26 protein-coding genes and 1 tRNA gene are annotated in these 18506 nt (G+C 66.0%); 7 read left to right on the plus strand and 20 right to left on the minus strand.

Annotated elements, in window-relative coordinates; all coding sequences use genetic code 11:
• From Q0L11_RS07665 to Q0L11_RS24660, 5 genes are all read right to left on the minus strand, one after another.
• The coding region (locus Q0L11_RS07665; RefSeq protein WP_296596450.1) for an ATP-binding protein at positions 1-306 on the minus strand (306 nt) is incomplete at its 3' end.
• The gene (tmk, locus tag Q0L11_RS07670) at positions 299-934 is read right to left on the minus strand and encodes a dTMP kinase (RefSeq protein WP_296596451.1); all 636 of its coding nucleotides are present in this window, start codon (positions 932-934) and stop codon (positions 299-301) included. The genes tmk and Q0L11_RS07665, both read right to left, overlap by 8 nt.
• A gap of 31 nt (positions 935-965) precedes the next feature.
• Positions 966-1994: a septal ring lytic transglycosylase RlpA family protein gene (locus tag Q0L11_RS07675; protein ID WP_296596453.1), complete on the minus strand. Its 1029-nt coding sequence runs from the start codon at positions 1992-1994 to the stop codon at positions 966-968.
• Positions 1995-2075: 81 nt separating this feature from the next.
• Positions 2076-2165: transfer RNA gene (locus tag Q0L11_RS07680), tRNA-Ser, on the minus strand.
• 157 nt (positions 2166-2322) lie between these two features.
• Positions 2323-2826 (minus strand): surface-adhesin E family protein, encoded by a 504-nt coding sequence (locus Q0L11_RS24660; RefSeq protein WP_367183370.1) that lies wholly within the window; start codon positions 2824-2826, stop codon positions 2323-2325.
• 252 nt (positions 2827-3078) lie between these two features.
• Here Q0L11_RS24660 and Q0L11_RS07685 point away from each other — a divergent pair, with 252 nt between their 5' ends.
• Complete coding sequence (locus Q0L11_RS07685) at positions 3079-3489, plus strand: hypothetical protein (protein ID WP_296596454.1); 411 nt, start codon at positions 3079-3081, stop codon at positions 3487-3489.
• A gap of 33 nt (positions 3490-3522) precedes the next feature.
• Here Q0L11_RS07685 and Q0L11_RS07690 read toward each other — a convergent pair whose 3' ends face one another.
• Entirely contained in the window at positions 3523-4101 is a 579-nt protein-coding gene (locus Q0L11_RS07690; protein ID WP_296596455.1) for a PEPxxWA-CTERM sorting domain-containing protein, read from the minus strand.
• 57 nt (positions 4102-4158) lie between these two features.
• Between Q0L11_RS07690 and Q0L11_RS07695 the strand changes: the two genes are divergently transcribed.
• A complete protein-coding gene (locus tag Q0L11_RS07695; RefSeq protein ID WP_296596456.1) occupies positions 4159-4602 on the plus strand; it encodes a hypothetical protein in 444 nt (147 codons plus the stop codon).
• A 155-nt stretch (positions 4603-4757) separates the two neighbouring features.
• Here Q0L11_RS07695 and Q0L11_RS07700 read toward each other — a convergent pair whose 3' ends face one another.
• Entirely contained in the window at positions 4758-5336 is a 579-nt protein-coding gene (locus tag Q0L11_RS07700) for a hypothetical protein (protein ID WP_296596457.1), read from the minus strand.
• A 376-nt stretch (positions 5337-5712) separates the two neighbouring features.
• Here Q0L11_RS07700 and Q0L11_RS07705 point away from each other — a divergent pair, with 376 nt between their 5' ends.
• The gene (locus Q0L11_RS07705) at positions 5713-6018 is read left to right on the plus strand and encodes a hypothetical protein (protein WP_296596458.1); all 306 of its coding nucleotides are present in this window, start codon (positions 5713-5715) and stop codon (positions 6016-6018) included.
• Here the strand turns inward: Q0L11_RS07705 and Q0L11_RS07710 are convergent.
• A complete protein-coding gene (locus tag Q0L11_RS07710) occupies positions 5996-6241 on the minus strand; it encodes a hypothetical protein (protein WP_296596459.1) in 246 nt (81 codons plus the stop codon). The genes Q0L11_RS07705 and Q0L11_RS07710 overlap by 23 nt on opposite strands.
• A 140-nt stretch (positions 6242-6381) precedes the next feature.
• Between Q0L11_RS07710 and Q0L11_RS07715 the strand changes: the two genes are divergently transcribed.
• The gene (locus Q0L11_RS07715) at positions 6382-6627 is read left to right on the plus strand and encodes a helix-turn-helix domain-containing protein (RefSeq protein WP_296596460.1); all 246 of its coding nucleotides are present in this window, start codon (positions 6382-6384) and stop codon (positions 6625-6627) included.
• A 61-nt stretch (positions 6628-6688) separates the two neighbouring features.
• On the opposite strand, the gene Q0L11_RS07720 is transcribed toward Q0L11_RS07715, so the two are convergent.
• Entirely contained in the window at positions 6689-6919 is a 231-nt protein-coding gene (locus tag Q0L11_RS07720; protein WP_296596461.1) for a hypothetical protein, read from the minus strand.
• Positions 6920-7205: 286 nt separating this feature from the next.
• On the opposite strand from Q0L11_RS07720, the gene Q0L11_RS07725 reads away from it, so the two are divergent.
• Entirely contained in the window at positions 7206-7754 is a 549-nt protein-coding gene (locus tag Q0L11_RS07725; protein WP_296596462.1) for a hypothetical protein, read from the plus strand.
• A gap of 16 nt (positions 7755-7770) precedes the next feature.
• Here Q0L11_RS07725 and Q0L11_RS07730 read toward each other — a convergent pair whose 3' ends face one another.
• On the minus strand, positions 7771-8190 hold the full coding sequence (locus tag Q0L11_RS07730; protein WP_296596464.1) for a hypothetical protein: 420 nt from the start codon (positions 8188-8190) through the stop codon (positions 7771-7773).
• Positions 8191-8459: 269 nt separating this feature from the next.
• Between Q0L11_RS07730 and Q0L11_RS07735 the strand changes: the two genes are divergently transcribed.
• Positions 8460-9125: an SOS response-associated peptidase gene (locus tag Q0L11_RS07735; protein WP_296596465.1), complete on the plus strand. Its 666-nt coding sequence runs from the start codon at positions 8460-8462 to the stop codon at positions 9123-9125.
• 297 nt (positions 9126-9422) lie between these two features.
• Here the strand turns inward: Q0L11_RS07735 and Q0L11_RS07740 are convergent, their stop codons facing one another.
• A complete protein-coding gene (locus Q0L11_RS07740) occupies positions 9423-10103 on the minus strand; it encodes a hypothetical protein (protein ID WP_296596466.1) in 681 nt (226 codons plus the stop codon).
• A gap of 88 nt (positions 10104-10191) precedes the next feature.
• Between Q0L11_RS07740 and Q0L11_RS07745 the strand changes: the two genes are divergently transcribed.
• Positions 10192-10656, plus strand: coding sequence for a hypothetical protein (locus Q0L11_RS07745; protein WP_296596467.1), 465 nt, complete (start codon positions 10192-10194; stop codon positions 10654-10656).
• 113 nt (positions 10657-10769) lie between these two features.
• Here Q0L11_RS07745 and Q0L11_RS07750 read toward each other — a convergent pair whose 3' ends face one another.
• From Q0L11_RS07750 to Q0L11_RS07790, 9 genes are all read right to left on the minus strand, one after another.
• Positions 10770-12494 carry a hypothetical protein gene (locus Q0L11_RS07750; protein ID WP_296596468.1) on the minus strand — a complete coding sequence of 575 codons (1725 nt, stop codon included), beginning with the start codon at positions 12492-12494 and terminating at the stop codon, positions 10770-10772.
• A 252-nt stretch (positions 12495-12746) separates the two neighbouring features.
• Positions 12747-12989 carry a hypothetical protein gene (locus Q0L11_RS07755; protein ID WP_296596469.1) on the minus strand — a complete coding sequence of 81 codons (243 nt, stop codon included), beginning with the start codon at positions 12987-12989 and terminating at the stop codon, positions 12747-12749.
• 3 nt (positions 12990-12992) lie between these two features.
• Positions 12993-13328: a hypothetical protein gene (locus Q0L11_RS07760; protein ID WP_296596470.1), complete on the minus strand. Its 336-nt coding sequence runs from the start codon at positions 13326-13328 to the stop codon at positions 12993-12995.
• Positions 13329-13898: 570 nt separating this feature from the next.
• The gene (locus Q0L11_RS07765; protein WP_296596472.1) at positions 13899-14042 is read right to left on the minus strand and encodes a hypothetical protein; all 144 of its coding nucleotides are present in this window, start codon (positions 14040-14042) and stop codon (positions 13899-13901) included.
• A gap of 353 nt (positions 14043-14395) precedes the next feature.
• Positions 14396-14719 carry an HGGxSTG domain-containing protein gene (locus Q0L11_RS24665; protein ID WP_367183372.1) on the minus strand — a complete coding sequence of 108 codons (324 nt, stop codon included), beginning with the start codon at positions 14717-14719 and terminating at the stop codon, positions 14396-14398.
• 630 nt (positions 14720-15349) lie between these two features.
• Positions 15350-15847, minus strand: a complete 498-nt coding sequence (locus Q0L11_RS07775) for a hypothetical protein (RefSeq protein WP_296596474.1) — start codon at positions 15845-15847, stop codon at positions 15350-15352.
• A gap of 299 nt (positions 15848-16146) precedes the next feature.
• The gene (locus tag Q0L11_RS07780; protein ID WP_296596475.1) at positions 16147-17328 is read right to left on the minus strand and encodes an AAA family ATPase; all 1182 of its coding nucleotides are present in this window, start codon (positions 17326-17328) and stop codon (positions 16147-16149) included.
• Entirely contained in the window at positions 17325-18278 is a 954-nt protein-coding gene (locus Q0L11_RS07785) for a toprim domain-containing protein (RefSeq protein WP_296596477.1), read from the minus strand. The genes Q0L11_RS07780 and Q0L11_RS07785 overlap by 4 nt, the downstream gene beginning before the upstream one ends.
• Entirely contained in the window at positions 18265-18459 is a 195-nt protein-coding gene (locus Q0L11_RS07790; protein WP_296596480.1) for a hypothetical protein, read from the minus strand. The genes Q0L11_RS07785 and Q0L11_RS07790 overlap by 14 nt, the downstream gene beginning before the upstream one ends.
• Positions 18460-18506: the final 47 nt, after the last annotated feature.

Consider the following 18506-nt stretch of genomic DNA (forward strand, 5'->3'; position numbering starts at 1 on the left):
CTTGCCGTCCGGCCCTTCGCGCTCCAGCACCATCAGGTCGGGATGGCTACGCGCGCTCACCTGGCGGCTGACGGGATGCTCCACGTCGGCGCCCAGCACGCCGTTGTAGCTGTCGGGCGCGGCGCCCAGCAGCCGGCGGGCGGCGCGATAGGCGAAGGTGGCCTTGCCGACGCCCTCGGGGCCGGTCAGCAGCCAGGCATGGTGCAGGCGCCCGCGGGCGCGGGCCGCCTCGAACGCTTCCTCCGCCGCCTCCTGGCCCTGGAGCTGGTGGACGTCGCGGGGATGCGGGACTTCGAGGTCAGCCATGGACCGCCAGCCTGGCCTGGACCGCGGCCCAGACGGCGGCCTCGACGCCATCCATGGTCGCCGTCGCGTCGATCACGGCGCAGCGCTCGGGTTCGCCGGCGGCGATAGCCTGGAAACCGGCGCGCAGGCGCTCGTGGAAGGCCATGCCCTTGGACTCGAACCGCATCTCCGCCCCCGCGCGGGCATGGGCCCGTTCCAGGCCGACCTCGGCGGGCAGGTCGAAGACGAGGGTCAGGTCCGGCCGCGTCTCTTCGAGGATGTAGGTCTCCAGCGCGGTGATGAACCGCGGATCCACGCCCCCGGCCGCGCCCTGGTAGGCCCGCGTGGAGTCGGCGAAGCGATCGCACACCACCCAGGCGCCACGCTCCAGCGCCGGGCGGATCACCCGTTCGACGTGGTCGCGCCGGGCCGCATACATCAGCAGCGTTTCGGTCGTCGGACTCCAGCGGTCGGCGTCGCCGCGCAGGACGATGTCGCGAATGCTCTCGGCGCCCGGTGAGCCGCCAGGCTCGCGGGTCGTCACGACCTCCCGGCCTTGCCCCCTGAGGCGCGCGGCGAGGCGCTGCACCTGGGTGGATTTCCCGGCGCCCTCGCCGCCTTCGAACGTGATGAACCGACCGCGTGCCACGCGGCCAAATTGGCGCGTTCGCCGCGGATGTCTAGAAGCTGCGCACCACGCGGGCCTCGGCGAAGCCGATCTCGGCCACCCGATCGCGCAGGGCGTAGGCCGCGGCCTCGTCCTGCGGCGCGGGCAGCACCACGCGGTAGAGGGTCAGGCCGTCCCGCTGCAGCGGCTCGATCGACGCCGTGCCCGCCGACGAGAGCTGGGCGACCGCGCGCTGGGCGTTGGCCTGGCTGGAGAAGGCGCCGGCCTGGATCCGCAGGCCCGCCAGGGACGCAACCGGCGCGGAAGCGACCATCACGGGTCCCTGCCCGGCGATGGGCGCGTTCGAGATCGCCGAGCCGGTGATCGGCGGCAGCGACGAGACGGTGACGTCGTCGGCCGGGCGGGCCACGGCGCTCATGGCGCGCGGCGGGGGCGATCCGGCAGCGAAGGTCATGGCGTCGTCCGACGACGAGGTCGCCGCCGCGCCGCCCGCCGCCAACGGCGCGAGGGCCGGCGGCAACCGGGTCGACAGCGGCTTGGCCTGGGCGTAGCGCAGGCCATCCCCGGGACCGAGCAGCGGCGCCGGCCCCACATAGCGCACGCGGACATTGGCCAGGCCCGCGCGGTCGTAGCCGAGCTGGCGCGCCGCCTCGCGCGAGAGGTCGATGATGCGGTTGTCCACGAACGGCCCGCGGTCGTTCACGCGAACCACCAGCTTCTTGCCGTTGTCGAGATTGGTCACCTCGACCATCGACGGCAGCGGCAGTGTCGTATGGGCGGCGGTGACGGCGTTCATGTCGAACGTCTCCCCGTTGGCCGTCGCCTTCTGGTGGAACTGGTCGCCGTACCACGAGGCGATCCCGCGCTCGTCGTAGTTCGGCTGCTCGCGGGGCACATACCAAATGCCCCCGACTTGATAGGGCTTGCCGACCTTATACTCGCCCTGGCCCGCAGGCGGCGCCTTGCCCAGGCCGTCCGCGCGGCTCGGGTAGCGGGGCGTCACGCAAGCGGTGACCGAGGCGCCTGCCGCCAGGATCAGCGCGATCCGGGCGACGCGCCCGACCTTCAGGAATTCCGTCATATCCGCCTCCGACTCATCCGGAATCGTCGGCGGGGAAGCTTGCGACAGGGTTAACCGGAGATTGCCCACGCCGCGGACAGATGGCGGACAGGGTGGGATTCGAACCCACGGTGGGCGCGAACCCACGGCGGTTTTCAAGACCGCTGCCTTAAACCACTCGGCCACCTGTCCGTTAGTCGAATTGCCTCTACATTAGAAGCACTTAAGACCGACCACGCTCCACGCCATTGAGCTCGCTGTGCCATTCAGGTCACAGATAGGTCGCAAACTGCGTGAAATCGCTTGGTCGGGATGGCAGATTGGGCCGCCCATGCCAACCCCGCGCCACCTACTTCTTGGCAGGCGCGCGAGGCGAGACATTTCGACACGCTTCTTGGACCTCACCCTCACCGAACGTTCCTGGAGCGGCGTATGACCATCTTCCGTCCGCCGTCACTCGCGTCGTGCTTTGCCCCATAAGGGAAGCGTCCGAATAATAGATCACCTGGAGCCTCCTAGAACGCGCCTGGGCGCAATCGACCTCGACGAGAGAGATCAAGCTGGCGACATGCAATGGCCGGCCATTGTCTCCGAACACTCCCCAGTCTTCGGGCGCTGCGTTCTCGTGCCTAACCCAGATGCGGCGGTAACCGCTCGTCGGCTGAATGGCAGACCGAGTTAAGTAGGCGCTCGTGTCGTTCCAGCCCTTAAGGTCCCAGCCCGCCAAGTCCCTGTCACTCAGCCAGGTTGGGGGCTCGGCACGAGCTGCCGACCCAAACGCTGGCGCGCAAATGCAAGCCACCAAAAGGAGCCACCGCCACGTCCTCATCTGCGCCTCCCGCTTGCGGGCCATGAAAACTTGTCTAACGGTTGAGCTTGTTCGGTTCGGAGGCTGTAGATGTCAACTGCGCTCAGGATTGGCCTGCTTTGCCTCGCGGCACTAACTATTGGTGCGTCTTCTCCCGCTCGATGCGGCGCGGGCGCCGGGGATCGCCGTGGTTGCTGCTCTCACCACGGGGGCGTTTGCGGTTGTGCCGGGCCGAAGCAGAAGTGCTGCGATGGCAGTCTCAGCCCCTCTTGCATGTGTGGCGAGTAGGAGGCCGCGATGAAGCGGAAGGCGGTCGCATTGGTGGGGCTTCTGGTGGCCGGATGCAGCCACGGATTGCTATTGACGCCTCAGGACGGGGTGGGCCCCGTTGGGCGCGGATCTGCCCCGACGAGCATGGGCTATTCGGGCAAGATGACTGTAGATCTAGCTGGAAAGCACTACGTCGGAGATTGGACGCTACAATCGACCGGCGGCGGCGTTGGCATCGGCACCGCGTTCTCAGGCGGGACGGTAGCGTCCGGCAGCTTCGTTGGCCTCAGCGCGAATGGAAACGGACGAGCGTATCTCACCGAAGCCGGGGGCGCGTCACTCGCTTGCCAGTTCACCTACAATGAGATGTCGGCAACTGGCATCGGGGTCTGCCGCTCCAGCGTGGACGGAAAGCTCTACGACCTGGCGATCCAGTAGGACGCGCCTTTTCGAGCTGACGCTTCTCCGGGTTTAGCCTGCCGCAGTCCGGCGCCGGCGCAGCCCGGCTCCGATCCCACCGAAACCGACCAACATGAGGGCCCACGTCGAGGGCTCAGGCACGAGCCCCGACGTCTCTGCCGTGTAGGCTAGGTTGTCGAGCATGAAGGCGGCGCCATTGGGGGTGTTGTAGGTGTCCGTGAAGAAGGCCACAGAGTAGATCGGAAACGCAGTCGAGATATCCACCGTCTGCCATTCGCTGGTAAGTTTGAAGGTGCGCGTGTCCGTTGGGTTACCGATAGCGATAATCATGGCGTAGAAAGTTGCGCCCACGGACGCCTCATTGGCCGCGCGAATGTCCAGCGTGGAGGGCGACCACTGACAACAAAAGGTGCCAGGCTCAACGTAGCTGTGGCTCGACACTAGGAAGTGGTTCCCGCCGCTCTCTGCGATCAACGGCGTCCCAAAATTGTTCGAGAACCCCAGGCCTCCATCGACAAACGCGGACACGCTGGCGTCGGCCGGCAGATCCTCGAAGTCCACGACGTCTGCGCTGGCGCCGCTTGCGCTCATGCTGACAGCCACCGCCGCGATCACCATGGCTTTCCGCAAATCCGCCTCCCTCAGATGGTTGCGCCTCTAACGGCGCCCCATATCTCGCTGGAGTCAATGATCTCCGAGCCCCTAGTGACGGGCGCGATCAGACTTCTGCGCGCCCTAGAGCAACGGCTCCCATTCGATGCAAAGCTCGCCGCCGAGAAACTCTGCGGCTTTGGCGACGGCCTGAATATCTGCCGCCAATTCCTTAGTGGCGCAAAAGTGGGTCTTGGCTCCCGCGCGGCGGCCGACCTCGGCTACCGCCACGCCACGTTCGAAGGCGCGTTGCCGGATTGCGTGTCGAAGTGGATCTGCAACCGGCATAGGTCGCCTAGTCAGGAAGACTTGGTTTTCCCGGAGTTGGTCCTCCAACTGTCCTCGTGTTCGGCCGGGGAACAGTTCCAGCAATTGCGTCACCGTGAGACCTTGCTGGCGGAGCTGGATGAGGCGACTGACCTCGCGCGCACGCCATGTGCTGCGGTTCAGCGTGATGCCGAGGAGATCGGCGCGACGTAGGATTGCTTTCCTTGTCCGGTTGGGCAGAAGTCGGACGATAGTTTCGTAGTCAGGGTAATGCTTCCGCACCACCTCTAGCTCGTCAGTTGACCAGCGCGGCCAGGCTCCAGACCTGGGAGTGCGAGGCTTGCGCCACCACGTTCTGGGGTTGCGCCTCACGCCGACCAGCGGAGCTTAAACGCCCCTCCCAGGATCGGGAGCGCTAGTTCAATGCGATCAAGGTCAAGTCGCGTCGGTCTGGAGAAATAGCGCCCGCCTCCCGTCTCGCGGTCCAATTCGCAGAGCGGAATGTTCATCTCGAAAGCGCGCTGTCGGACGCTATCGACGAGCGGCCACTCTACGCGCTTTGGTCGACGCCTTGGACGGCGATACTGCTTACGGGCCGCCTTGGCGTAAACTTGCGGCGCGGTCTTGCCAGATAGCGCGGCCCCAATGTCGGGCACCGGGGCGCCGTTCACGTAAGGGCGACGCAGGCGGGCGACCTCGTTGCCCCGCCAGACGATGACTCTGCGCGCGATCCCTAGCTTTGCCGCCTTCTGCTGCATCGCCTTGAGTGTCCGACGGGGTAACGCGCCTTCAAGAGCGCGATAGTCGGGATGGAGCGCTCGCAGGAGATTGATCTCCTCTTCGCTCCAAAGCCACTTCCCGGCCGGCGTCTTGCCCGTGCGCAGCATCTTCGCGCGAAGGGCGGCGGTGCCATTCAGGCTAGCACGCATGGACCGGGTGAGCTGCATCTGCGTCTCCCTAGGCGCGCAACCCTGACTCCAGGCCCAGGAGCGCACGAGTGGCCTGCCGCGGAAAACCTGTGGAGTATCGCGCCGCTGATGTGGAAAACCAACGTTGCTCCACAAGGTGAGCTAGCCGCTTCTTTGGCAGATTCCTCCGGCTTGCACGATGACGAATGGACCTGACGGCGAAGCGCGGAAGTAGAGTGAGAGCGGCGCGGGTCGCGTCGCAGTCCCCTGCCCTATGGCGGCCAGTTCATACGCATCTAGTCGGGCCCGCATGGCCTCCTCCACGGCCCGGCGGGCTTCGTTGGCGTCGTGGAGGTGCGAGAGGGTGACGCGGCGCATGAGGTCGTCCCAGACTGGCGGCAGGTCGGAGCGTCGATTGCCGCTCATTGCGCTTCCCTCTTTTCATTTCGGCGAGACACGCCCGCACGACCCGCAACGCCTCGGCGGCGGCTTCCTGTTGCGCCGCGAGATCCGCCGCGACCGGACGAAGCGGAACCACGTTATCGGGATACTCGCGTCCTTTGATAAGCGCGAGAATTTCGCCGGCCCTCGCGAGCTGCGCGCGCGTGCGTTTCGGCTTTTCCCCATGAACCAAGACATTGAGAAGCAGGCTCATCGCGCGATGCTCCGGGGCGGCCAGGGTAAAGGCCTCGCTCATCTCAACGCCCCATCATGGAAGTGACGTAGCCTGCCGAGCGTGCGCGGTCGCTGGCATAGGGGCCGGTCAGGCTGCGACGGATCGGGCTGCCGATCATCGAGCGTAGTTCGATCGTTCGGGTGACCACGACGGGCGGGCGCGTCGCGCGCTTGAACCATGACCAAGCGGCCCGGAGCGCGTCGCCGAAGTTCACAACGCGGCAACCGGGCATTTCCCGGTTTCGGTAGATGAAGTGCGCCTTCCGCATCAGCTCGGCTAGGAAGGTGCGTCGGTCCGTAGTCATTGCGTCTCTAGGTGCTATGAATTACCCTTGAGGGGTAAGATACAGCCCATTTGGTTAACGTCAACACCTGGCGCGTATGTTTTTGCATCTAGAGGGTAATTTTCATGATCCCTACCGGGGAACAGCTTCGGGCGGCCCGCGCCCTACTTCGCATCGAGCAACGCGACGTTGCGGAGGCGGCTGGGGTCTCACTAGAGACCATCAAGCGCTTGGAAGGCATCAAAGGTCCGGTCTCCGCCAATGCGGCGACGGTTGAAAAGATCATCAAGGCCTTGGAGGCGGCTGGCGCGGTGTTCATCCCCGAGAACGGGGAAGGTCCCGGCGTCAGGACCCGGAAGCCCCTTGGCTAGCGGACGATGTGGCGCCAGGCGTGAAGGGGGAGGACGCAGGAGACGCCGCTACCTCGCGCTCCTAAGGGCGAACGCTCCTCACGCCATCCAAGTCGGCATCAAAGAGGCGAACAACCTCGAACGCGCCCTCCTCATGGGGGTAGCTGACCGACATTTCGCCGTCGATGACCACCGCTGTATCGACGCCGACGCGCTGGATCGGGCAATAGACGCCGCTATCTTCGAGAGGCATGACCACCGTCAGATCGGGGTCGAGGCGGGACAGCCTCTCGATCAGCTCGCGCACCTTCATGAAGCCTCCTGGACGGCCAGAGATTAGCGCGCGGCACGGTTTGCAGAAGGGCGTAGACCTACCCTGGGCGCTTGACTCACTCATCAATGTTCGCTGTTTGTTCGACATGCGCGCAGCCAATGACAATGTGCCGCCGAGGGTTCGAGCAGCGCCCTTCCTTGGACGCCTTGGGCCGGGCTCCAGGCTCTTTGCCCTCCTTCGCAGGCCGCCTTCCGAAGTCGTCCCCTTTCCCAGCGATCCGCGCGAGGCGTGAGCCATGGGGGCGCGAACGACCAATCAGCGGCCGATGGCGTGGCAGGGAACGCTCGGCCAGATGCGCACCCATGGGACACGCGTCGCCCTGGCCTGCACCTCGACACCCGACTGCCGACGCTGGGCCCATCTGCGCGTGCCGGAACTGATCGAGAAGCACGGCGAGGACTTCATGCTCTGGGACCGGCGCCCGGAGTGTCCGAGCTGCGGCGGGCCGGCGCACTACATGGCTTCGCCGGGACCGTCGACGCCATATCGCCCGCTCCTGTCAGGGCTGCTCGCCGACGAGGTGCGGCGCCAGTTCCTCAAGTCCTTTGGCTTCACCAAACGCGACGTGAAGCGGATCCAGCTCATGGCCGAGAGTTGCGAAGGGCTAGATCAGCCGGCCGCGCTCGCGGACCTCGACGTGCCCTATCGCGTCGGGGCGTGCGCGCCTGGCCTTGAAAGCCGCTCCACCGGGCAGATCCTCGGGGAATGGAAAGGACGGACGCTCCTCTGGTGGCCGATGAACGAGCGGGAGGCAGAGGTCTGGCGGCGGTCTCGACGCACCGGCCCGAAGCCGCTCCCCTCGCCACGGCGATAGGCAAATCACCTGACTGTTAGTTGACGCTTGGCCCAGTGCTCCAAGCGCCGGACGCGGACGACCACGAATAGGTTTCCGATACTGTCCGCCTGCGTAGAAACAGCATGTCGTAGACGAGGGTGAAGCGGACCCGGATCGCCCGCAACTTGAACTCAGTCGTAAGCGCGCCGCCGGGGCAGCGAATCTGGATGGATGTGTCCGGCCGGATGATGATTGGCCGCCCAGGGACATCGACCTCGTTAAGCGACAGATCCGCGACCACGAAGCCGCGCTCGCCCTCCCCCTTGATAATCAGGCACTCATGTCGACGGAGGGTGATCGGAAGCCACTTCGACTGGTTTGTCACGGTGAAGCCAACGTCGTCTGGCCTGAGAACCTGGGCTCCGCTCGGCGTGATCTTCGGACCTTCGAACGGCGGGCTGACGACCTGGACCACGGCGGCGACGGTTCCGATCGCGGTCGCACCGCCAGCGCCCAGCTTCCAATAGCGCCGCCAACGGGCAACCCTTGGCAGCGGCGCGACGTCCGTGGGCGGCTGCGTCGCGCGGCGAGGGGCCGCTCGCCGACGCCTCTTACTCCGCCTTCCCCCCATGGATCCCCCTCAAGTCCAGCTCAACGTGTCGTCATGGCCTTCAGACCAGACGGTCCGTCCCCGCGCCTGGATTTGACTCGACGGACGGTCGCATTGCGCCCCACGGTGCGTCCATGTGCAACCTCTACACCCTGGACCCGAACCTCATCGACTTGGTCGAAGAGTTCCAGCGCTTTCTTGGCCTGCACCTGGCGACGCCTGCCGGCGAGCTGTCGAACACCCCTTGGGCGAAGACGGTCTATCCCGGCTATCAGGGCATGTTCGCTCGGCCGATGGACCTGGCCGACCCGGGCGGCGCGCTGGAGCCTGTCGTCGGGCGTTGGGGCCTCGTGCCGTTCTTCCATAAGGGCGAGCCCAAGGCGTGGAAGTCGGCGACGAACAACGCCCGCTCCGAGGACATGCATGAGAAGGCCAGCTTCCGCGACGCCGTGAAGTCGCGCCGGGCGATCATCCCTGTCACGGCGATCTGCGAATGGACCGGCCCGAAGGGCTCGAAGACCAAGCACCTCATCACCCGCGCCGGCGGCGGAACGCTGTTCCTGGCCGGCCTCTGGAGCCGCCACAAGTGGGAAGGCGAGGAAACCCTCAGCTACACGATGGTGATGCAGGCGACGGCCGAGGGCGACGACATGTTCGCCTTCCACAACCGCCAGCCGGTGTTCCTGGACCGCGACGGCGCCCAGACCTGGCTGGATACCTCGGCCGACTATCGGCCGCTGCTAATGGGGCCGCCGGGCGGCGCGCTAGTGGCCGATCCGCCGGAGCCGGTGGCGGCGTAGGCTGACGGCAAGGTCCAGACCTTCCGAACGTAGGAGATGGGCGGCGAGCGGTCTTTCGATAGTTGGCGACGAGGCCGGGTGATCGCCGAACGAAAACCAAGCCCCCGTGGGTCGTGGTGCATCTCCCCGAAAAGCGACATTCTACAACGGGCGTGACTGTGGGGGAGCGGCGTGAGCGAACTGAAGGGTGGCGACACGAGTTGGAGTGCGACGAAGACGAAGCGCGGTTCGAAGAGGCGGTGAGGAAGATCGCGCCAAAGGAACGGCCCGCGCCGCCTGAGCGCGAGCCGGACTAGTTCACTTCCGAAGGTCGGCAGCGAGCGCGTCCAAATACGCGGCGAGATCGCTTAGGCCGCTGCCGTACATCTGCCCCGCGCTAAAGGCTTGCGCACCGTGGGCAGAGAGCGGGTTCGGAGATTGGTCGGCAGGCAACGGACGCCGGAGCCGCTTCGATGCTTCATCAACGAGGTCGCGGGCGTCGTACAGATACAGGTCTCGGAACCTCATGGTGTCGTCATGGTCCAGGTTCGCTAGCTGGGCGCGGATTTCTTCCGGCTTCGCCCCCGGAGTGCCTGCTAGTTTCTTTGCTTCCGCGTGGTGATCGCTCTCGAACTTGCGAAGCCCATTTGCAACCTCTCGGAGCCGGTTGGAGACCTCAGCGTTGGAGCGCCTGCTGAAAGGCGTTACGCGATCCGGGATCGGAGCATCAGCGCGCGCAGGCGACGGGGTGACCGACGAGGAACGTGCATGAGCGGTTGCTGACTTTCCCTCCGGTTCTTGTGGCTTCCCATGAAGGTGCAGCGACGCCGCGCCGACGAGGCAACCAACGCCGACCACGGCAAGCGAGATGACTGACCATCGCACGCCGGGAATGAATGAGAGGGTCATCGCGGCAAACCCCATCGAAAGCCCCGCGTCCGCCAACGGCCTCGGGATCGCAGGCCAGCGATACCGGAGGAACCCCCAGACGGCGCTCATCCCGACACCGAACAGAAGTGTTGGCCCCATACAGCCAAGCTAGCAGACGCTATGCAAAGTACATAAGGCTATGGCTATGAAGCCCTTGATGAGTCTCCTTCTTGTGGTGGCGTCGGCTGCACCGGCTCGTGCTGCGGAACAGCCCTTGCTGCCTCCCGACGTCCGGAACCTGAACCTCGCCTGCAACGGCTCGGCAGTATGGACTGAGAAGGTAACCGACGACCACGGCACCCTCGGCAAATTCGACGACGACACCGAGACGAAGCACACTCGCAGCGGATCTGGCCGCGTTCTGGTGCGCTTCACCGAGACCGGCGGATCTTTCAGGCTTCCGCCGACTTTCCCGGGCGGGAAGAACGGCGGCTGGTACAGCATGAGCGCAGTGGAGGTCACTGAAGGCCTCATCGTCGGGCGCACGAAGGGGCTCCTCGGCCAAAGCAAGTCCATGGTGATCAACCGGCAAAGCGGCGAGATCACTCTAGAGTTTGCAGGGGTCACCTTCTCCGGCGCGTGCGAGAAATTCGTGGAGACGCCAGGTGCTCGGAAGTTCTAGCCGGCACTCGCCCCATTGAGGAGCTACGCAAGCCTGCAAGGTTGCCGGCCGCCCGGCGCTTTGGCTAGGCGGCCGGCTTCTGCCCACCTTCCCCCGGTAGGCTGGGCAGTCGTCTAGGGCAGCGTCGCCCATCCGGTTCCGGTGGAGTTGACCGCGCCGTAGCCGTCCGTCCGATACAGCACGCCCCACACGTAATTGAGCATGGCCGTAATGTCGGCCGCCTTGGTCGGCATGGTCCAGATTGAGCCGGCCGAGGCCTCAAGTGTCGTGCGTGGGTTCAGGCCACCAGGGAAGCCGGTCGGCGAGTTGCTGCGGTTGTTCGCAATGTCTGTCCCTGTCGTGACGCCTAGGACGTTGGCATAGCCGCCGGTTCCGTCGCCATACTCCCGCTGCGACCACAGATAGTTCTTGTCGCTCGTCATCGTCGCCGCCGCGACGAGCGTCAGCGGCTTGCACACGATGCGCATCGACGCGTTGCCATAGTCAGGCTGGCCCGAGCCAAGCGGGATGATGTTGTTGATATCGACGCTGTAGTCACCCTTGATCGCCGTGATTAGGGTGTTGTGCGTGAACCTGCACGAACCCGACCAGCGGCCAAGCTCGATGCCGTAGGTATAGGGCGCGATCACGATGTTGCCGCGAACGGTCGGGGTCGCAATGTCGAGGCTGGCGCCCGTCGCGCCGAGCACGATCAGGCGGCAGCTACTGATATTCGCGGTATCGTCCGTCAGGTTCCAAATCAGGTTGTTCTCAATGGTCGGGCTTTGCTCAACGACTCCGCCCGAGTTGTCGGGCGACCAAATCGAGTCTAGGTGAATGTCCTTATCCACGGTCGGCGAGCGCGTCCGCCAGGCCGGGCCTACCAGATTGTAACGGACAATCGTCCCGCTGGTGTTTATTTCTCGCGCGATGCCTCGGGCGTGGAAGTACGCAAGGACGTTGTTGCAAACCTTGTTTCCGGTTCCACCAGAGACGTAGAACGCGTTGCTGACGTGGGATGCGTAGTTGGCTTGCGAGTAGTCGCCCTCCACGCCGATTTCGTTCCGGTTGCCCGAGAGATAGACTGCAGCCTGCGCATAGTTGATGAACTCGGTTGTGAACTCCGCCTCGGTCATCAGAGCGTTGATGCGCGTAACCCGGTTGTCGTCTCCAGCGATCTGCACCTTGCCGGACACGTTCGCATTGTAGCCGACCAGTCGGCCGCCCGTGACGGTCACGCCGTCATATTCGAGGTCAACCCAAATCCCGGAGCTGCCGCCGCCAAAGCTGATCGCCGAAAGCGTGGGCGGAAGCTGATTGTTCGCCCACATCACCTTCAGTCGGTCGGACGTGGACCAGCCGGTCCCGGACGAGAAGTTGAAGCCGGCGCCCATGCGGAAGTCGGGGCGCGAAAGCCCCGTCATCAGGTAGAGGACGCGAACGCCGTTCGTGTACGCCTGCGCCGCGTCGGCGGTCCCCAGGATCGCGCCAGCGTAGTTGTCGCCGCTGTAGTTGTTCCCGATGGAAACCCCGCTGCTGACCATGTTGTAGGTCAGGCGGCCCCAGTTCGACCACGCGCCGCCGTCCACCCGGACACGGTAGTCCCATTCATACTTTGGATCGGTCGCCGCGGTGCTGCGATAGGGGGTGCGGCCGGTGTTGCCAGTCCCGGTGTAGCCGGTCGCCGTCAGCGGGTTTGTGCCACTGTTGTAGCGGAAGTGTGTTCCCGTCCCGGTGACGAGCGACACCTCCCATTCCTGCGTTCCGCTCGGGATCGTGGAGCCGGCCGCGCGGAACACCGCCGCTAGGTCAACCTGCCCCGTCCCGGAAGCGTTCGGCGTCTTAGCGCCGTACAGCATGGCGACGTTCTGCAGAACCGGCGCAGGCGTCGCCACTGCGGGCGGCCCGTTAGAGAGCGAGAGCGAAAGGCCTATGCCGAGTCCCATAGGCATTAGACGGCCTCACGGCTGCTAAGTGACGCTAAGGTCAAGGCACGGGTGGCGATGGGGGCGCTCATACCCCCTTGCCTCTCACGTCAAGGGCGGGCGGGGATGGCGGCTGCCGTAATACGTGGTTCGCCGCCCGCCGCCACGACCGTCAGGAGACGGCGGCTAGTAGAGCGCCCAAATGTCGGTCGCCGTGCCGCCCGTCCGAACATGCGTGAGCTGTAGCGGGTTGTATCCGGCCTGGAGCGGCACACTATCGCTGGCGTTGCCGTCTGCGTCGGTCACGTTGGCCGTTCCCGCCGTGCCGACCAACAGGCCGCGACAGGTCCCGCCGGGAAGCGGCGTGCTGGCCTTGGTCACCGCAACGATTTTGGACGCACTCCAGATCGCCGAACTTTTGCCGCCCATGTTCTACGCCCCGCTCATTTGCAGAAGGGCTTTCACGCCCGCCAAGTGTTCGCCGGATGACGCGGCGAGGCTCCGCAGGAGGGTCAACACGCTTGCAGCGCCTCCCGAGAAGTGAAGCTCCGGGGAGGAAATCGCCGTGTTCTCCAGCACGAAGGGGGCGGCCCCCGAGATATGCAGAACAGCGCCCTTGAAATGGCAGTCGCGAAACCGCTTGCCGTCCATCTCGACATGATCGGTAAAGGTGACGCCCTCGACCAACTCCAGGGGAGCGCAGGCCGGCGCGTCACCCTTTAGGGGCTGACAAAACTCGACCGTGGGCGGGCGTGCGGCTCTTTCCATGGGCCGTTGGTCTCACACCTGGCGCTCGCGAGACATGCGCCCGGCGTAATACGAGCGGCCCTAAATCCCGTCCCCCACCGACACGCTAATGCGGCCGGTGCCCGAGGCCATGATAGCGGCCATATAGCGGTCACCGTCGCGTTGCGGGTTGGGGACCGTGAAGCCGCAGGGGATGCCGGGCGGGACGGGGAGAGAGCCCGTCGTGGTCGCATCGACGTCAGATCCCCCAAACTCGACAAATGCGACCGTTGAGCCTTCGTTGTAGACGCGGACTTGGAACGAGCTTGCGGAAGGCTGGGCCGCGAGCCTCACACGGCCCGTGGTGGTGGTAGCCGACACGGCGGCCAAGCCCCCCGGTCGGGGCGTGAATAGGTGCATCTCTGCCTCCAGATTGCTTCCGTCATCGCGACGCTAGCGAGAGGCCACCTTGCACCGAACCCGCACTACCTCACACGCGAGGGCCGTAATACGCCCGCAGCTCGAGCGAAGCCCCTGGAGCAGCCTTTGCGGTTCCGGGCTAGCGTACAGCTCCCCAAGCCTGCCCCAGCGCGTCCCGAGCGTGGCGCGAGGCTATGCGATTTCGGCTAGGGTGACCGCGTGTCCGCGCCGGCAATAGCTCGTCAGCAGCTCCCACGCGTCCAGCTCACGAAGGCCGAGCCGCTGCAACTCGGTCGCCAGGGCGTCTATCGTCGCCAGGATCGCGGGAGACTTCACCGCCACCGCCCCCAACGCCGCGTCTGAGGTCGCGCGAATGGCGGCCGGGGCGCGGGCCTTCGCTATCTCCGCCAATTCCTCAGGGCGCACCCCCTCCCCTCGCCAATACCTTTCGCAGGCGTTGGCGACGCGGCGCGAGCTGGCATCTCGGGCAGGCACTCTAGGCGGCATGACGGCAGACAAGGCGGGATACTCCCGACCGCGAGGGTGTTGCGCGTTAGCCTGAGTTAGGGCCCGTCGCTCCGCTACCGTCCATACAGCCGCCGTAATACAGAATGGCCGCCGGCCGGATTGCGCGCCCGCACGGCCTGTTTTCCGCCTGCAAATTCAGGGTCCGGCGCGAGGCGTCTCGGCTAGCTGCGATCATCGATCATCGCCCTTATCGCCCGGAGCCGCTTGCGGGCCTCGGCTAGCTCCAGCGTGAACAAGCCGTGTCGATAGTTCCCGTTCTTCGACCCCCGTGGCGCGCCCGGACTCTTGCCGCCGTGCATCCGGCATCGGCGCTTGCCTCGGATCGCTGGCGCTTGGCAGGGCACATGCGCCCGCGTTTTCGCTCCACAGCGCGGGGCTAAGTGCATCAGGTTGACCAAGGAAAGTCGGCCCGCCCCCTCCCCGCTGCACTCCGAAGGCGGCTTGTCCGCCGTCTCCGACATAGGCGTTACCTTGGACGTAGACATGCTTGACCACCACCTGTTGTTTTCCGCCCGAGCGGTGCTTTCCGAGAGCTTCGACGGCCGCCGTCATTGAGCGCGTCATCTTCGCCGCCATGTTGGCGTAGGCCGCTGACGCTTCGAAGTTTTGCCCGGCGTTCCGCCTTGCGCGATGCAGGAAATCCAGGCTCGCGACGTGCGCCGCGATGATTTGCTCGCCTAAGATCGCCTCCAGCTCGTCACTCGGGGCGATGGCGCCCATGATCGCAAGAGCGGAGTTTGTCGCCTTTTCGGGCGGGTATTGCGCCCCCGAGGGAATTATCGCGTTGGAGATGCGCACCATCGCTTGGTCTGCGAAGTCATGCGAGCTGGTGCCGAAGGTGTTGACGAACTGGTCTTGCCACCCTTTGTGATCGGCGTGGGCCGGCCCGATAGCCAGCACTCCGCCCGGCTTTTCCGTCTGATCGACGGCCACGCGTGCCGGGCGCTTTGCAAGCTCGCTAGCGGCAGCCTCCAGGGCAAGGCGTTCGACTTCCGTGGGGTCGCGAGGTTTCGGGGGCGGCTTTCGCTCACGCCTCTTGCGGGTCTCGGTCATTCTGTAACCTCTCAGTTCGGATTGCGGTCACCGGCCACCGGCCGGCGCGGTTGCAGCGGGCGCTACGGCTCTAGGGTCAGATCCCCGAAGGTGGCGCGGTAGAGCGCGAGCGCCGACCGAATGATTGCGGTCTTGTGGCGCCCCTCCGCCTTCGCCTGACGCTGGAGCCAGGCGGACGTGACGGGGTCGACCTTGAAGGCTTCTGGCGCTTGGCGGTCGGCCGTCCGAAAGGTTTCGGTCAGGGCGGGTTCCGTCGCCCCCTTCACCAACTCCAGGCCGTCCGCGTTTAGCTCCACCAGAGGGACGCGCCACAGCCCGTCCAGGCCGGGCAATTCCGCCAGGTCTAGGATGCGATAGGCCTTATCGGCTCCCCTCGTCTCAATCCCGCCCGTTAGGATCGCCCCGACCCTGACGCGCTCGGCTCCAGCCGGCGGCCTCGTATGATCGTCCACCGGCCCGAGGTTCCGCCCCTCAGCTCCAAGCCAGCGCGCCCGGACGCGGCCGGGGTCCGCCTTCTGATAGAAGGCCAGGAACCGGCGTTGCGCGGCGGACAAGATCACGACGGCGCCCGCACGTTCCCTCGACGCCAGGGGGACAGGACCAGCGCCCTCGGCGGGCTTGTCCCGTACCCCTGTCCCCGGATTGGGGGACAAGAGGCGCGAAGGAAGGATTTCATCCCCTGGAGGGTCGTTGCTCTCGGGAGCCGAGGCCGCGGGGGACGGGGGACAGACAGGACACCCTATAGGGTGTTGTCCTGTCCCGTCCCCCAAATCGCTACCCAAAGCGGCCGAGGGTTTGGGGGACGGAATTAATTCGGTGCCATTCCGTCCCCTTGTCCCCCAAGCGGTGCGAGACGCGCTCATTCGGCCCTCGCTTTCGCGTGGAAGTCCCAGACGTAGCCCCGCTCCATGCGCAGGGTTCTGGCGGCCAGGAGGTGTTGAAGTCCGCGCGTGAAGTCGGCCTTGCGCTGGTCCTGCCATTTGCGCGTCAGGCGTTGGCGTTCTGCGGTGTCCGCGTCGGGCGGAAGGTCAGCGTCGGGCGGACCCACGCCAATCTCATAGGACAGCTTGCGAACGTCATCGAGCCGCGTCCCGGTGACGCCCATTGCGCCCGGAGCGTTGACCGTGACGGGACGGTCGGCGACCACGCGATTGAAGGCCCGAAGGATCAATTCGGCCGTAGCTTGCGCCTTCGTCGGCTTGCGCCCCGCCCCGGACTTGGGGGCGTCGGGGACGTCGCAGGCCTGGACAACGCACGTCGTGATTTCGTCGCCGTCGTCATCGATCCCGATGCAGACGCGCTCCAGGGTGAAGGCGAACCGATCCCCGGCCGGGCCGTCCTTCACCTTCAGGACAACCCCGCTCCGGGTTTCCCCATCCGGCTCGGTCAACATGACGATGCCGTCAGCGTTGCCGATCTGCCCGGACCAGCCGCGAAGACCTCGCGTTTCGTCCTTTCCGGTATGGGCGACCACTAGGACCAGACAGCCCAGCTCCGCGGCCATTTCCTGTAGCGATCGGAGAACCGGCCCCATGTCGGCCGACGAGTTTTCGTCAGCCCCGGCCGCAGCCGCCGCCAGGGTATCGACCACCACCACGCCAAGCCCGTGGCCGGCGGCCTCCAGCTCGTCACGCGTCGCCTCAAGGAAGGCTTGAAGGTCGGCGACGTCGTCAGGGTCCAGCAAGTCCGGCTGTTGCGCGACGAACTTGAGGCGCCCGCCTAGTTTGCCGACACGCTGGCGTAGACCTGCAACGCGGTTCCTGACGCCGTGGGCGCCCTCCGCCGCGACATAGACCACCCCGGCCGGAATGGACTTCCGCCCTAGCACGTCCTCCCCACGACACACCTTGGCCAGGGCGTCGAGAACCCAAAAGGACTTCCCCGACATCGACGGGCCGCCGACGAAGCACACCCCGACCGCCGGCCACAGACCCTTCACGCGCCAAGCCAGCGTCCCCGGCTGGAGCGTGTCAAAATCCTCTAGCCGATACTTGGACTTGCGCTCGAAAGTTTCCGCGAAGCTGTGAACCGTTCCGGTCATGGGCGGGCCTCCAGCACATCGCCCCAATCGAGGCCTTCGGGAGCGGCGTCGATGGTGACGGCGCAGCGGCGGCGGGCGCGTTCCGCCAGGTGGCGAGCTGACGCCATGCCCTCGCGCTTCGGGGCGTCGTCGCTATCCGCCGCCACGATCAGACGGGCGACGCCGGCCGGGGGAGAGAAGCGACGCAAGCCAGACGTCGAGAGCGCGGCCCACGTCGCGACGCCCTTGAGGTCGCGGTAGGCTAGGCATGTCTCGATGCCCTCCCCGACCGCCAGGGGGCCGTCCTTTCCGGGGAGTGGCGCGAGTTGCACCACCCCGCCGGCTAGATCCCCGAACATGCGCCGCGGGTTGCGCATGGCGGCCTTTCCCCGCCCGTCTGAGCTTAGGGCCGTGACGTGAAGCCCCGTGGCGGTCTTGCCGTCAGGGCCGGTCACAATGGCGACCATCGCCGGGTAGCGGGGCAGATCGGGCCGGGAGGGGTCCGGGTAGCCCAGCGGCGCGGTCGGATGGAACCGCAGGACCGGGGGAACTTCCCCGATCAGGCCACGCCCGCGAAGGTAGGCTTCCACCGGGGAGCCGGCGGCGGGGACGGTCTGCCCCCACACGTCGCGACAGAACGCGAGCTTGACCTTGCGTTCGGCCTCCCTCTTCCGCTCTAGGTCGGCGCGGGCGCGTTGCGCCTCTGCCTTGGTCATCGGCCGCCCGCCGCGCTGGTCAAGCCCGAGATAGGCGAACACCTCGCGCATGGTCGCCCGGTCATTGCCGGCGTTGAAGGCGTGCCAGATCAGGCGCCCCTCACGCGTCAGCGTCAGAGACAACCCCCGGTCGGATCGACTATGGCCCGGCGCGGGAACGAGCGCGGAGCGCCCGCCGTGGTGGATTTCTCCGCCAAGGCGCTTCACGATTTCACGAAGGTCCGGGGCGGAGCGTTCGGTTTCAACCGTCTGCATGAGCGCCCCCATTCTCGGGAGGGGCGCCCGTGAGGGTCTTGGCGCGGTAGAGCGCCGCGCACAGATCGGCCACGGCCTCGACGCGGAGGAACGCGGGCTTCCCGACCACCGTCAGGTTGCTAGTGTGCGAGGTCAGCGGTTCCATGTAGTCGATGCGGACCACCGCAAGGCCGTCTCGCACGTCAGGACGCACGCGGAGGCGAGCGCCGCGAAGGGCACTCACGAACA

Origin of the sequence: Phenylobacterium sp. (assembly GCF_024508875.1) — a bacterium.
GTDB lineage: Bacteria > Pseudomonadota > Alphaproteobacteria > Caulobacterales > Caulobacteraceae > Phenylobacterium.